This is a genomic window from Brevundimonas sp. 'scallop' (assembly GCF_011045535.1).
Taxonomy (GTDB): Bacteria; Pseudomonadota; Alphaproteobacteria; order Caulobacterales; family Caulobacteraceae; genus Brevundimonas; species Brevundimonas vesicularis.
Genome location: NZ_CP039382.1, coordinates 2855864 through 2868451, shown reverse-complemented (window position 1 = coordinate 2868451; position 12588 = coordinate 2855864). Strand labels below are relative to the sequence as shown.

The window sequence follows — 12588 nt, the reverse complement described above, 5'->3', positions numbered from 1 at the left end:
CTGGAAGGGCGAGACGCGTGACACCACGATCCCGATCGCTGGCCTGGGACGCCACGACCGCCATCGAGGCGCTGGCCGCCGCCGAGACGGCCCTGTGGGTCTGGACCCCGGCGACCGACGAACTGCGCTTCACCGGGGCCACGCGATCGCTGGGCCTGGGACCGTTGGCGCCGGAATGCACGGCCGCCGGATTTGTCGCCCTGGCCATGCCGCAGGATCGCAGCCTGGCCGAACGGATGCTCAAACCTCAGGACGAGGGCGCCGAGATCGCCGTGCGGCTGCGGATGCGCGGGTCCGAGACCTGTCTGTGGCGCGGCGTCTGGCTGGAGGACGGGCTGCGCGCCGCCGGCGTCGTGGCGCTGGAGACCAAGTTCGCCGGATCGGACCGCGACACCCTGACAGGCCTTCTGGATCGTCGCGCCTTTTTGGCCCGCGTTAGCGAGGTGCTGACCCAGCCCGGCGAATACGAGATCGTGGTCGGCGACGTGGACCGGCTGCGGCGCCTGAACGAGGCGCTGGGGCACGAGCGGACCGACCTGGTGCTGTCGGCCCTGGGCTCGCGGTTGGCCGCCGCCTTTAACAAGGACGCCTCGGCCGCGCGCATCGGCGAGGACGAGTTCGCCATCATCGTCCCCAAGACCGCCTCGCACACCAGCTACCGTGTGCGCGACGCGCTGGAACAGCCGCTGCGGGTCGCGGGCTTCGACATCTATCCGACCGTCTCCATCGGGGCGGTGATGGTGGAGGGCGGGCCGGATGCGCCCGACGCCGCCGAACTGTTGCGCCGGGTCGAGCTGGCGGTCGAATCGGCCAAGGGCGCCGGGCGCGGCGGATCGGCCGCCTATGGCCGGGCGCTGGAAAGTGACAGCTTGAGCCGTCTGGCGCTGGAGGCGGATCTGAGGAACGCCTTCGTGCGCGGCGAGATCGTGCCCTTCTTCCAGCCCATCGTGAACCTGAACACCGGGGCCGTCGCCGGTTTCGAGGCCCTGGCGCGCTGGCGTCACCCGCGCCGGGGTCTGGTGCCGCCTGACGAGTTCCTGGGTCTGACCGCCGACCTGGGCATGATGAACGACTTGGGCCTGCTGATGATGACCCAGTCGGCGCGTCAACTGGCCGAATGGATCGAACGCCATCCGCTGGCCGGCAAGCTGTTCTGCAGCGTCAACCTGTCCGTCGGCGAGATCGAACGTCCGCACCTGTGCGAGGATGTGGCGCGCATCATCAAGGAAACGGGCCTGCCCAAGGGCGCGCTGAAGCTGGAAGTCACCGAGGGCGACATCATGCGCGACACCGCGCGCGCCGCCGAGGTGCTCCAGTCGCTGAAGGACGTTGGGGCCTCGCTGGCCCTGGACGACTTCGGCACCGGCTTCTCGTCGCTTTCCTATCTGGCGCGCCTGCCGTTCGATACGCTGAAGATCGACCGCTATTTCGTGCTGACGATGAACAAGGACGAAGGCTCGGCCAAGATCGTCAAGTCGGTGGTCAATCTGGGCCGCGACCTGTCGCTGGAGGTCGTCGCTGAGGGCGTGGAGAACGCCGAACTGGCCCGCCTGCTACTGGACGCCCAATGCCACTACGGCCAGGGCTTCGGCTATGCCCCCGCCCTGCCGGCGCAGGAGGCTGAGGTCTATCTGGCCGAAAGCCTGGCCGACGGAACCGCGCCGCTGAAGCAGCGGTCGGCTTAGGGCTCAGATCGCGTTTAGCGGCAGGCGCAGGTAGCGCTGGCCGTTGGCGTCGGGGGGCGGCAGGTCGCCGGCGCGGATGTTGATCTGAAGCGAGGGCAGGATCAGCTGCGGCGCGCCCAGGGTGGCGTCGCGGGCCTCGCGCATAGCGACGAAGGCGTCTTCCGATACGGCGCCGCCGATGTGGATGTTGTGCGCGCGTTGCTGAGCCACGGTGCTTTCGAACAGGTAGTCGGTGCGACCCTGCGGCAGATAGTCGTGGCCGACGAAGACGCGGGTCTCGTCGGGCAGGCTCAGCAGGCGCTGGATCGAGCGATACAGGGTCCGGGCGTCGCCGCCGGGAAAGTCCGTTCGCGCCGTGCCATAGTCGGGCATGAACAGGGTGTCGCCGGTGAAGACCGCATCGCCGATCCGGTAGCTGACGCAGGCGGGGGTGTGGCCGGGCGTGTGGATCACTTCCACCGTCAGATCGCCCAGGGCGAAGGCGTCGCCGTCCGCATAGAGATGATCGAAAACGGCGCCGTCCGGGCGCACATCGTCAGCGCCGAAAAGGCGGCCGAAGGCGGACTGAACCTGGGTGATCCGCCCGCCGATGCCGATCGACACGCCCGTCGTCGCACGCAGGTGCGCCGCCGCCGTCAGGTGGTCTGCGTGGGCGTGGGTTTCGAGCACCAGGGCCAAGGTCAGCGCTTCCGACCGCAGCGCCGCCATGACGGCGTCGATCGATCGCGTCGAGGTGCGGGCCGAGGGCGTGTCGAAGTCCAGGACGGGGTCGATGATCGCTGCCTGACCCGTCGCGGGATCGCTGACCAGATAGGTGACGGTGTGGGTCGCGGGATCGAAAAAGCCGCGGACGTCGGGAGATTGGGCCATGAAGAACGCTCCTTTCGCGATCCAACATATTAGGCATTACTTATTTAGCAAGTGCGCATATATTGCGCCCCATGATCGACCTTCAGACCATCGGACTTGAGCTTTTCCAGGCCAGCGCGGGCGAGGCGGCGGCGCTGCTGCGCGCGCTGGCCAACGAGAAGCGGCTGATGATTCTGTGTCAGTTGGGCGAGGGCGAGATGTCCGTAGGCCAACTGCTGCCCCAGGTCGGCCTGTCGCAATCGGCCCTGTCCCAGCACCTGGCCAAGCTGCGCGAAGAGGCGCTGGTCAGCACGCGTCGAGACGGCACGACCATCTTCTACCGCATCGCCGATCCGGCCGTCCTGAAGGTCATCGCCGTGCTGGCCGAAATCTATTGTCCCCCTGTTTCTTCCGAAAAGGCATGATCCTGATGAGCGTTCTGACCCCCCTGTCTCCTGCCGAGGTTTCGCGTCGGCTGAAGCAAAAGACGGCCGTGCTGGTCGATATTCGCGAGCCCGACGAGTTCGCCAGAGAACATGTCGTCGGCGCCGTCCATGCGCCGCTGTCGGCCTTAGACGCCTTCATGCCCGTAAGCGCCAACGGGCGCGACGTCATCTTCACCTGCCGGACCGGCAATCGGACGGGCGTCAACTGCGACCGTCTGGCGGCCAAGACGACGGGCCAAGCCTTTGTTCTAGAGGGCGGGCTGGACGCGTGGAAGGCGCAGGGCCTGGCCACCCATGCCGATCGTTCAAAGCCGATCGAACTAATGCGTCAGGTGCAGATGGTCGCGGGCGGCCTGATCCTGATCGGGGCGGCGCTGGGGTTGCTGGTGCATCCGGGCTTCTGGGGTCTGTCGGCCTTCGTCGGCGCGGGTCTGTTCGTCGCAGGCGCAACGGGCTTTTGCGGCATGGCGCGGCTGCTGGCCGTCATGCCGTGGAACAGAACCGCGACCCGGCCCATGACAAGAACGGCGTGATCCGATGACGACCGAACTGACCCCGCTCGTCCTGACCGCCTTCAGCGGCGGCGTCGTCGCCCTGTTGCTGACCCTGTTTGGCGGCGGCGGGTCGGTTCTGGCCGTGCCGCTGCTGCTCTATGTCGTCGGCGTCGCCGATCCCCACGTCGCCATCGGCGTGTCGGCGGCGGGCGTGGCGCTGAACGCCCTGACGGCTTTGGCCGGTCACGCCAGGGCAGGGCGGGTGCGCTGGCCCTGCGCGACCCTGTTCGCCGTCACCGGCGCGGCTGGGGCCTGGTTCGGATCGTCGCTGGCCAAGATGATCGACGGCCATCAGCTGCTGCTGATCTTCGCCGTCGCCATGGCGGCCGTGGGCTTATCGATGCTGCGTCCCAAGGCGACGGCCGCACGGGTCGAGCCTCGGCTGAACTGGTCGATGTCGCCGCGCGTCGGCATGGCGGGCGCCGGCGTCGGCTCGGCCGCAGGCTTCTTCGGCATCGGCGGCGGCTTTCTGATCGTGCCCGGCCTGATGGCGTCGACGGGCATGAGCCTGGCGACCGCCCAGGCGACGTCTTTGCTCAGCGTGGCCGCGTTCGGGGCGACCACGGCGGGCAACTATGCGCTGTCCGGATGGGTCGATCCGGGCCTGGTGGCCGCCATGGCGGTCGGCGGGGTCGCCGGGACGGCGGCGGGTCTGCCGCTGGCGCGCCGGCTGGGGTCGAACGCCCGGCTTGGACGCATCCTGTTTGCGGGCCTGATCCTGGTGGTCGCTGCCTATGTCGCGGTGCGGGCCGTCCTCGCGCTCTGAGACCTCTGTTCAGCGGGCCGTCTTTCGACGACAGTTCCGCCCATGACCGACGCCAGACTGGAGATCGCCGCCGGCTTTGCGACCTTGCAGGGGCCCAGGGCGGACAATCAGGACTTCGGCGGCGTCCACATCGGCACGGCGGCCGAACAGCGCGAACATGGTGTCGTGGCGGTGATCGCCGACGGGGTGTCGGGATCCAAGGCCGGGCGGATGGCGGCGGAACTGACGACGCGCAGTTTCATCGACGGCTATCTGGATCAGAACCCGCTGAACGGCATCGCCGCCAACGGGATCAAGGCGCTGAGGGGGTTCAACCGCTGGCTCCATTCGCGGGGGCGGATCGATCCGGCCATGGAGGGGGCGGCGACGACGTTCACGGCCCTGATCCTGCGTGGGCGCGAGGCGACGGCGCTCCATGTGGGCGACAGCCGGGCCTGGCATTTTCGCGACGGGGTTCTGACGCGGCTGACCGAAGACCACACGCGGGCCCAGCAGGGGCTGAGCCATGTGCTGTATCGCGCCGTCGGCATCGAGGTGGATGTGAAGCTGGACGTCCGGCAAGTCCGGCTGGAGCCGCACGACCGACTGCTGCTGACCACCGACGGGGTGCATGGGGTGCTGGCCGAAGCGGCGATCGCGGGCCTGTTGGGACGGCGCAGTTCGCCCGATGCGGACGCCAGGGCGATCCTGGCCGAGGTCGAGGCGGCGGGGCCGCGCGACAACGCCACCGCCATCGTCATCGACGTGGTCCGCACCGGCGCGCCCGACTGGGAGGCGATCACCGCCGAAGCGGAAGGGCTGGCCATCCTGCCGCCTCCGGCCGTCGGCGACAACGTCGACGGCTTCGCTCTTCAGCGACTGGTCGCGGACGGGCGCTATACGACCCTGTTCCTGGCCAAGGATACGCTGGGCGATGCGGGCGCGGTGGTGCTGAAGTTCCCCAAGCCCGCCGTGGTGTCCGAGCGCGGGGCGCGCACCGCCTTCCTGCGCGAGGCCTTCATCGGCCGGCGCATCGACAGCCCCTTCGTCGGCAAGGTGCTGAGCCTTGATGCGGGTCGCCAGAGCCGGCTCTATATCGCCCAGCCCTTCCATGCCGGTCAGACCTTGCATGCACGGTTGGCGCAGGAGGGGCCGTTTGAAATCGCAGAAGGGATCGGCGTTGCGCTGCGCCTAGCGCGGGCGGTTTCGGTCCTGCACCGGGAGGGGGTGACGCACCGCGACATCAAGCCGGACAATGTGATCCTGGAGACACAGGGCGGGCTAAAGCTGGTCGATCTGGGCGTTGCGCGCCTGCGGCTGGCCGAGGAGTTCGCCGAGGCCGAGGCGCCGGGCACCGCCGGCTACAAGGCGCCGGAAATGTATGCGGGCGAGAGCGGGAACGCCGCGACCGATCAGTTCGCCCTGGGGGTGACGCTGTATCGCCTGTTCACCCGCACCTATCCGTGGGGCGAGGTGGATCCGACCGATGCGCCGCGCTTTGACCGGGCGCCTGCGCCGCCGACGCGACACCGGCCGGATATGCCCGCCTGGCTGGAAGCGGCCATCATGCGCGCCGTCGCCGTCGACCCGAACGAGCGGTTCGAGGATGTCGAGGAACTGATCCATGTGCTGGAAACCGGCAGCGCCGTCGCCGCCCCGCCGCCGCGCCAGCTGTCCCTGATCGAGCGCGATCCGGTGCGGTTCTGGCAGGGGGTCAGCCTGGTCTTGCTGATCGCTTTTCTGGTGTCGATGGCGACGCGCTAGGGCGGCCTACGTTCAACCGAAGCCTTTGGATGTGCGACATTTGGCGATGGGAACTCGAGGGAACCTGTGGCCGCCTTCGGCTTTTGTGACGGCGAGCGGGGATGTCGCGCCCGCACTTTCGGCACGAAAGCCTCCCCCAAATGATCAAGACCCTCGCCTCCAGCGCCCTGGCCCTGGCCATGGTTTCCACCCCCGCCCTGGCGCAGTCCGTCGCCCCCGACTGGTCCGGCCCCTACATCGGCATCTTCGGCGGCTACAACCAGTCGAACGACGACGGTGACGAAATCCTGCGCTTCGACCGCAACCTCGATGGCATCTATGGGGACCAGGTCACCACCGCGCCCGTCGCCCCCGCCACCGTCGGAACCAACGCCTTCAGCCCCGGCTTCTGTGGCGGCATGGCGACCAGCACCGCGCCGGGAACCGGCTGCCGTGATGACAACGATGGTGTCGAGGCGGGCGTTCGCGCCGGTTACGACATGCAGTTCGGCAACTTCGTCGTCGGCGCCCTGGCCGAATACAGCGTCAACAACGTCCAGGATTCGGTGACCGGCTTCTCGACCACCCCGGCCTTCTACACCTTCACGCGCGAGCTGCAGAGCACGGCGGCCGCCCGTCTGAAGCTGGGCTATGCAGTCGGCCCGGCGCTGATCTACGGCACCGGAGGTTACGCCTATGGCAAGTTCGAGAACAAGTTCCGCACCTCGAACCAAGCGAACAGCTTCACCGAAACCAGCGAAGGCGATGACGGCGACGGCTGGCAGGCCGGCGGTGGCGTGGAATACGCCCTGGGTCGCGGTCTGACGGTCAGCGGCGAATACCTCTACACCTCGCTGGACGTCGACAGCCCGGTGATCCGCGTCAGCCGCGGCACGGCGCCCGCCACCAACCCGTTCGTCCTGGCCCCGAACACGACGGGCACGGACATGGTGCGCGGCAACGGTCGCTTCGGAACCCACATGTTCCGCATCGGCATGAATTACCGCTTCTAATCGCCAAGCGGGCGGTCTGGCCTTAGGCCCGGCCGCCCTGGCTCGACAGCATGGCCGCGTCCACGCCCAGCTGGGCGAGGGCGCGCGTCCATTTCGACGTGTGTTCGCCGTCGAAAATCAGGTCCAGATCGGCGTCGGCGGTCAGCCAGACGTTGTCGGCCAACTCTTCCTCCAACTGCCCCTCGCCCCAGCCGGCGTAGCCCAGCAGAAGGGCCGATCGGCGCGGACCGGCGATCTCGTCGGTCATGGCGGCCAGCGCCTCGCGCGTGCCGGTCATCGCCAGACCGTCGCCAAAGGCCAGGGTGTCGTCGCCGACCGTCCAGTCGTCGGTATGCAGCACGAAGCCGCGCTCGCGCTCGACCGGTCCGCCCATCAGGACCGCGCGACCGATGGATTGATCGGGCGCCGGCGCGTCCAGCTTGTCCAGAACCGTCTTCAGATCGACGCCCGGCGCCGGACGATCCAGCCGCAGGCCCATGGCGTGATCCGGCCCGTGGGCGCAGATCAGGATGACAGCGTGTTCGAACCGGGCGTCGTCGATCCCGGGCATGGCGACCAGCAGTCGGCCGGTCAGGGTGGAGGCTTGGCTCATGATCCTGGCATCATCCGTCCGGAAAGCGGCGCAAGCAAGCCGAACCGGCGCTTGCGGTGTCGCCCGTGGTGTCTATGTGTCGCACACGGCCGCTCAAACGCGCCGGCCTCAAACCTCAGCGAGACAGACATGACCATTCAGATCGGCGATCGCATCCCCAATGCAACCCTCGCCCAAGCGACCGCCGAGGGCCCCAAGCCCGTCAGCACCGACGACATCTTCGCCGGCAAGACTGTGGCCCTGTTCGCCGTGCCCGGCGCCTTCACCCCCACCTGCTCGGCGCGTCACCTGCCGGGCTTCAAGGATCACCTGGCCGACATCCAGGGCAAGGGCGTCGATACGGTCGCCTGCATCTCGGTCAACGACGCCTTCGTCATGAAAGCCTGGGGCGAGAGCCAGGGCATCACCGACGACAGCATCGTCATGCTGGCCGACGGCAACGGCGAACTGACCCGCGCCCTGGGTCTGGTGCTGGACGGTTCGGGTTTTGGCCTTGGCGAGCGCTCGCAGCGCTATTCGATGCTGGTCAAGGACGGCGTGGTCGAGCAGCTGAACATCGAACAAGGCGGCGAGTTCAAGGTGTCCTCCGCCGAGCATCTGCTGGCGCAGCTTTAAGTTGGATCAATCCACGCTACCGCTTCGCTACTTGAGCGTGGATTGATCGTGAACTCGGATGTGTTCAGCCCCGAGAAGCGCAGCGCCGTGATGCGTCGCGTGAAGGGGCGGGATACGTCGCCGGAACTGGCCGTGCGCAGAATCCTGCGTGCGGCCGGGATCGGCTATCGGCTGGGCGGCATGGGTCTACCGGGCCGCCCGGATGTGGTGATGAAGGGCCGCAAGGTCGCCCTGTTCGTCCATGGCTGCTTCTGGCACGGCCATGATTGCGCCCGTGGATCACGCCAGCCCAAGACCAACGCCGATTACTGGGTCGCCAAGATCGAGCGGAACCGCGCGCGCGACGCCGTTGCTGAGAAGGCGTTGGAGGCGTCAGGCTGGCGCGTGGTCGTCGTCTGGGAATGCGAGATGAAACAGCCTGATTTCGCCGCGCGTCTGATCGCGACCGTCCGGGATCAGGCGGCCTCGGTCGCGGCCTGAGCGGCGGTGTCGTTCAAGACGTGCTGCAAGGCGCCGATCAGGGCGGGCGGCGTCAGGGGCTTGGAGACGAAATAGGCCATGCCGGCCGCCTGGCAGGCCGCGACGTCTTCGGGCGCGGTATCGGCGGTGACGGCGACGACCGGGGTGGCGGCGTTGGGTCCGCCGCCGGCGCGCAGGCGACGCGTCGTCTCTCGCCCGTCCAGCTCGGGCATCCGGACATCCATGAAGATGACGTCGAACACCGCCTCCTGACAGCGTTCTAGCGCGATCATGCCGTCGGCGGCGGTGGTGATCTCGCAGCCCAGCGGCTGGAGGATCAGCTGCACCGCGCGGCGGTTGATGTCGTGATCGTCCACGACCAGCAGGCGCAGCGGCTGGTCTTCGGCCTCGTCGGCGACCGCAGGCGTCGCAGCCACCGGCTCGGGCTCAGGCGCGGGCGAAGGGGCGACGGACGCGGGCTGGGGCGTGGGCGCGACCGAGGGCGTCAGCGAGCGGGCGATGTCCAGGCGGCTTTCATCGACGACCTCGACGATCTGCGCCGCCTCGTCGCCGCGGGGCAGGATCAGGGAGACGGTGAAGCGCGAGCCCTGACCCGGCGCGCTGCGCACCGTCAGCCGACCGCCCATCAGGTCGATCAGATTGCGGCTGATCGCCAGCCCCAGACCCGAACCGCCATAGCGGGCGGAGACGCCGTCGGCGGTCTGGTCGAACGGGGTGAACAGGCGGGCCAGTTGATCGCTCGTCATGCCCGGCCCCGTGTCCACGATCTCGAACAGCAGGGCGTATCCCGACGGCTCCTCGGGCCAGGCCTGGACCCGCAAGGTGATCTGGCCCTGCTCGGTGAACTTCATGGCGTTGGACAGCAGGTTGTTCAGCACCTGACGGATGCGCATGACGTCGCCCTTGACGTGGCGCGGCATGGCCGAGGCGCCTTCGATGCGCAGCTTCAGCCCCTTGGCGTCGGCGACGCCGCGCCACAGCATCAGGGTCTGGGCCAGCATTTGCCGCAGGTCGAAATCCTTGGCCTCGACCGTCATTCGCCCGGCGCCGATCCGGGTGTGGTCCAGCAGGTCGTCCAGCAGGGCCTTCATCATCAGGCCGGCGTCGGTGATCAGATTGGCGATGTTGCGCGACTGGACGTCGGGCGCGCGCAACTCGGCGGCGCCGGCCAGGATCGCGCCGATCGGGGTGCGCAGGTCATGGCCGATGGCGGCCAGGAAGGTCGTATGGTCGGCCAGGCTGCGCTCGGCCCTGAGACGGGAGTCCTCGGCCAGGGCGTGGGCGCGAACGACGGTGACGCTGGCCTCGACCATGCGCTGACCGGTGATGGCGACATAGAAGGTGAACAGCACCACGGCCGCTGCGGCCGACATGACCAGCGGGCCGGGCGCGTGCAGCGCATAGACGAAGAAGGGTGTCGCCAGCAGGAAGCCGACCTGCGGCGCGAGGCCGGCGATCATCACGGCCTGGCATCGGGTGGCGTTCACGATCGCCGTCAGCATGACCGCAGTCAGCATCAGGACCGCGCAGACACCGCCAATCGCGCCGCCGATCCACCACAGGACCAGCGAAAGCGAGGAGAAGACCGTCGAATTGGCGAAGACGACGGCCAGGATCGCCAGCTTGCGGCCCGTGGACAGCTCGTCGGGCGATTTCAGGATCGGTCGATAGACGACCACTTCCATGGCCTGGACCGCCATATACAGCACGACCCAGCCGAAGGTGAACCGCACCCCGACCATCGGCGTCACCACCAGGGCGACAGCCGCCGCCGCCACGAGCCGTTGCACCGAAGCGGCCGAGCGTTGGCGAACGGCGGCGGTCCAGCTGCTTTCAGCGATATCGACGGCGGTCGATTTCATTCAGGCTCTCGGATGACGAACGCAGATCGCTCGCATCGGTCACCCTAGACGTGTCGACACTAACGCTCCGTCAACGGGGTGCGCCGACCGCGTCTGTGACTGCGGAAAAACCGTCGGCGCGCAGGCGAGCGGCCAGGTCACGCTTGATGCGGGCGACCAGGCCGGGCCCTTCATAGATCAGGGCGGAATAGATCTGGACCGCCGATGCCCCTAGGCGGATGCGAGCATAGGCCTCGGCCCCGCTGTCGATACCGCCGACGGCGATCAGCGGCAGACGGCCGACTGCGGCCTCGGCCGCTGCGCGCAGGGCCTTTTCCGCGAACGGACGGATAGGCGCGCCGGACAGGCCGCCGGTCTCGTGTGCGTCCGAAGAGCGCAGGGTCTCGGGGCGCTCCAGCGTGGTGTTGGATACGATCAGGCCGTCGATCCGATGGGCTAGCGAGGCCTCGACGATCATGCCGATCTCGTCGGCGATCAGATCGGGCGCGATCTTCAGGAAGACGGGTACGCGGTCTGACTTGGCGGCCGGCCGGGCGGCGTCGATGCGGCCTAACAGGTCGTCCAACTGCTCGCGGCCCTGAAGCGCGCGCAGGCCCGGCGTATTGGGCGAGGAGATGTTGACGGTGAAGTAGGAAGCGCGGCCGGCAAGGCGTTGCAGACCGGCGACGTAGTCGGCCGCCTTGTCCTCGGTGTCCTTGTTGGCCCCCAGATTGGCGCCCACGACGCCCGTCGGGCGCTGGTCCAGCCGCTCGGCGAAGGCGTCTAGCCCGGCGTTGTTGAACCCCATCCGGTTGATGATGGCCCGGTCCTCGCTGAGGCGGAACAGGCGGGGCTTGGGATTGCCGGGCTGGGGCCGGGGCGTGACCGAGCCGCATTCGACGAAGCCGAAGCCGAGGCGCGACAGGCCGCGCAGGGCCTCGCCGTTCTTGTCCAGACCCGCCGCCAGACCGACCGGATTGGGCAGATCCAGTCCCGCCAACTGTGTTCTCAGGATCGGATCGTCGGCGGGCGGGACGGGCAGGGGGGCGAGGGCCAGACCCTTGATCGCCAACTGGTGTGCCTGCTCCGGGTCCAGCCGACGCAGCAGGGCGGCGCCCACATCAGCCAGGCTCATCGGTCGTCCCCGAACGCCATCTCGCCGTCGGCCGTGACCGAGAAGGCGCGCGAGGCCGTGACGGCGGCGACGGGCAGGGGGGCGTAGAGATGCGGGAACAGATCGCCGCCGCGCGACGGCTCCCAGATCAGGTCGTCGCCGAACCCGCTGAGATCGACGGTCAGCAGCAGCAGGTCGCCGCGCCCGGCGAAGTGCCGTCGCGCGGTCTCGGCCAGTTGCGCCTTGGTCGACATGTGGATGTAGCCGTCGGCCAGATCGACGGGCGCGCCCTCGTATCGGCCCTCGGCGACGGCGGCGCGCCACTCGGCGGCGTCGACGATCTTGTAGGCGACGTCGCTCATGCGGATGGCGCGCCCAGCGACCGCGGCGTCAGGAAGCCTTCGTAGGTGCAGCGCCCCGCGACATCGACGCTGAACAGGGCGGCGGCGCCGGTCGGGAAGCCGGCCGACAGCTTGTCCACCACCGCCGGCGAGGCGGCGCTTTCGATCAGATATTCGGCGGCCAGAACCTGGACGCCGGGATTGTGAGCCAGGATCAGCAGGCAGCCGGCCTCGTCCTCGCTGGCCTCGACGAAGCGGCGGATCACGTCGGAGGGGGCGTTGTAGAGGGCGTCCTCGTCGCGGACTTCCACATCGCCGAAGGCGTCGTGCATCTGCTCCCAGGTTTGGCGGGTGCGCACGGCGGTGGACACCAGGGCCAGGTCCGGCTTCAGGCTCCGCTCGGCCAGGGCGCGCCCCATCAGCAGGGCCTCGGCGCGGCCGGCGGCGGACAGGGGGCGGGCTTCGTCGCCGCCAGAGGGGGCGGAGGCTTCGGCCTGGGCGTGCCGCATCAGGATCAGTCGGTGCATGGCCTTCGCCATAAGGCGGTTTCGCCCGGCCCGCCAGATGGGG

14 protein-coding genes are annotated in these 12588 nt (G+C 68.6%); 8 read left to right on the top strand and 6 right to left on the bottom strand.

Annotation, left to right across the window (positions count from 1 at the left end):
- The first annotated feature begins 17 nt into the window (after positions 1–17).
- Positions 18–1685 (top strand): bifunctional diguanylate cyclase/phosphodiesterase, encoded by a 1668-nt coding sequence (locus E4341_RS14395; RefSeq protein ID WP_066549741.1) that lies wholly within the window; start codon positions 18–20, stop codon positions 1683–1685.
- Between the two features lie 3 nt (positions 1686–1688).
- Here the strand turns inward: E4341_RS14395 and E4341_RS14390 are convergent, their stop codons facing one another.
- Positions 1689–2555 (bottom strand): MBL fold metallo-hydrolase, encoded by an 867-nt coding sequence (locus E4341_RS14390; RefSeq protein ID WP_165118187.1) that lies wholly within the window; start codon positions 2553–2555, stop codon positions 1689–1691.
- A 71-nt stretch (positions 2556–2626) separates the two neighbouring features.
- On the opposite strand from E4341_RS14390, the gene E4341_RS14385 reads away from it, so the two are divergent.
- The 5 genes from E4341_RS14385 (at position 2627) to E4341_RS14365 (ending at position 7035) form a co-directional block, all read left to right on the top strand.
- Positions 2627–2959, top strand: a complete 333-nt coding sequence (locus E4341_RS14385) for a helix-turn-helix transcriptional regulator (RefSeq protein WP_165118185.1) — start codon at positions 2627–2629, stop codon at positions 2957–2959.
- A gap of 5 nt (positions 2960–2964) precedes the next feature.
- A complete protein-coding gene (locus E4341_RS14380) occupies positions 2965–3513 on the top strand; it encodes a rhodanese family protein (protein ID WP_165118183.1) in 549 nt (182 codons plus the stop codon).
- Positions 3514–3517: 4 nt separating this feature from the next.
- Positions 3518–4300 (top strand): sulfite exporter TauE/SafE family protein, encoded by a 783-nt coding sequence (locus tag E4341_RS14375; protein WP_165118180.1) that lies wholly within the window; start codon positions 3518–3520, stop codon positions 4298–4300.
- A 42-nt stretch (positions 4301–4342) separates the two neighbouring features.
- Complete coding sequence (locus tag E4341_RS14370) at positions 4343–6043, top strand: bifunctional protein-serine/threonine kinase/phosphatase (protein WP_165118178.1); 1701 nt, start codon at positions 4343–4345, stop codon at positions 6041–6043.
- A gap of 140 nt (positions 6044–6183) precedes the next feature.
- Positions 6184–7035, top strand: coding sequence for an outer membrane protein (locus E4341_RS14365; RefSeq protein WP_165118176.1), 852 nt, complete (start codon positions 6184–6186; stop codon positions 7033–7035).
- Positions 7036–7057: 22 nt separating this feature from the next.
- Here E4341_RS14365 and E4341_RS14360 read toward each other — a convergent pair whose 3' ends face one another.
- On the bottom strand, positions 7058–7627 hold the full coding sequence (locus tag E4341_RS14360; protein WP_137722333.1) for a YqgE/AlgH family protein: 570 nt from the start codon (positions 7625–7627) through the stop codon (positions 7058–7060).
- A 129-nt stretch (positions 7628–7756) separates the two neighbouring features.
- Here E4341_RS14360 and E4341_RS14355 point away from each other — a divergent pair, with 129 nt between their 5' ends.
- Together E4341_RS14355 and E4341_RS14350 are read left to right on the top strand one after the other, a co-directional pair.
- On the top strand, positions 7757–8242 hold the full coding sequence (locus E4341_RS14355) for a peroxiredoxin (RefSeq protein WP_039244844.1): 486 nt from the start codon (positions 7757–7759) through the stop codon (positions 8240–8242).
- A 90-nt stretch (positions 8243–8332) separates the two neighbouring features.
- Positions 8333–8722, top strand: coding sequence for a DNA mismatch endonuclease Vsr (locus E4341_RS14350; protein WP_240893680.1), 390 nt, complete (start codon positions 8333–8335; stop codon positions 8720–8722).
- Here the strand turns inward: E4341_RS14350 and E4341_RS14345 are convergent.
- From E4341_RS14345 to E4341_RS14330, 4 genes are all read right to left on the bottom strand, one after another.
- On the bottom strand, positions 8698–10584 hold the full coding sequence (locus E4341_RS14345) for an ATP-binding protein (protein ID WP_165118172.1): 1887 nt from the start codon (positions 10582–10584) through the stop codon (positions 8698–8700). The genes E4341_RS14350 and E4341_RS14345 overlap by 25 nt on opposite strands.
- A 70-nt stretch (positions 10585–10654) precedes the next feature.
- Positions 10655–11698 carry a quinone-dependent dihydroorotate dehydrogenase gene (locus E4341_RS14340; RefSeq protein ID WP_165118170.1) on the bottom strand — a complete coding sequence of 348 codons (1044 nt, stop codon included), beginning with the start codon at positions 11696–11698 and terminating at the stop codon, positions 10655–10657.
- A complete protein-coding gene (locus E4341_RS14335; RefSeq protein ID WP_165118168.1) occupies positions 11695–12039 on the bottom strand; it encodes a DUF952 domain-containing protein in 345 nt (114 codons plus the stop codon). Before E4341_RS14335 ends, E4341_RS14340 begins: the two co-directional genes overlap by 4 nt.
- Positions 12036–12545, bottom strand: coding sequence for a histidine phosphatase family protein (locus E4341_RS14330; RefSeq protein ID WP_165118166.1), 510 nt, complete (start codon positions 12543–12545; stop codon positions 12036–12038). Before E4341_RS14330 ends, E4341_RS14335 begins: the two co-directional genes overlap by 4 nt.
- Between the last annotated feature and the right edge of the window lie 43 nt (positions 12546–12588).

What these genes read in the sequence shown, in the direction of transcription:
- E4341_RS14355 (WP_039244844.1), top strand. Translation starts at nt 7,757, where the DNA reads ATGACCATTCAGATCGGCGATCGCATCCCCAATGCAACCCTCGCCCAA.
- E4341_RS14375 (WP_165118180.1), top strand. Translation starts at nt 3,518, where the DNA reads ATGACGACCGAACTGACCCCGCTCGTCCTGACCGCCTTCAGCGGCGGC.
- E4341_RS14380 (WP_165118183.1), top strand. Translation starts at nt 2,965, where the DNA reads ATGAGCGTTCTGACCCCCCTGTCTCCTGCCGAGGTTTCGCGTCGGCTG.
- E4341_RS14330 (WP_165118166.1), bottom strand. Translation starts at nt 12,545, where the DNA reads ATGCACCGACTGATCCTGATGCGGCACGCCCAGGCCGAAGCCTCCGCC.
- E4341_RS14345 (WP_165118172.1), bottom strand. Translation starts at nt 10,584, where the DNA reads ATGAAATCGACCGCCGTCGATATCGCTGAAAGCAGCTGGACCGCCGCC.
- E4341_RS14340 (WP_165118170.1), bottom strand. Translation starts at nt 11,698, where the DNA reads ATGAGCCTGGCTGATGTGGGCGCCGCCCTGCTGCGTCGGCTGGACCCG.
- E4341_RS14335 (WP_165118168.1), bottom strand. Translation starts at nt 12,039, where the DNA reads ATGAGCGACGTCGCCTACAAGATCGTCGACGCCGCCGAGTGGCGCGCC.
- E4341_RS14390 (WP_165118187.1), bottom strand. Translation starts at nt 2,555, where the DNA reads ATGGCCCAATCTCCCGACGTCCGCGGCTTTTTCGATCCCGCGACCCAC.
- E4341_RS14360 (WP_137722333.1), bottom strand. Translation starts at nt 7,627, where the DNA reads ATGAGCCAAGCCTCCACCCTGACCGGCCGACTGCTGGTCGCCATGCCC.
- E4341_RS14370 (WP_165118178.1), top strand. Translation starts at nt 4,343, where the DNA reads ATGACCGACGCCAGACTGGAGATCGCCGCCGGCTTTGCGACCTTGCAG.
- E4341_RS14385 (WP_165118185.1), top strand. Translation starts at nt 2,627, where the DNA reads ATGATCGACCTTCAGACCATCGGACTTGAGCTTTTCCAGGCCAGCGCG.
- E4341_RS14365 (WP_165118176.1), top strand. Translation starts at nt 6,184, where the DNA reads ATGATCAAGACCCTCGCCTCCAGCGCCCTGGCCCTGGCCATGGTTTCC.
- E4341_RS14350 (WP_240893680.1), top strand. Translation starts at nt 8,333, where the DNA reads ATGCGTCGCGTGAAGGGGCGGGATACGTCGCCGGAACTGGCCGTGCGC.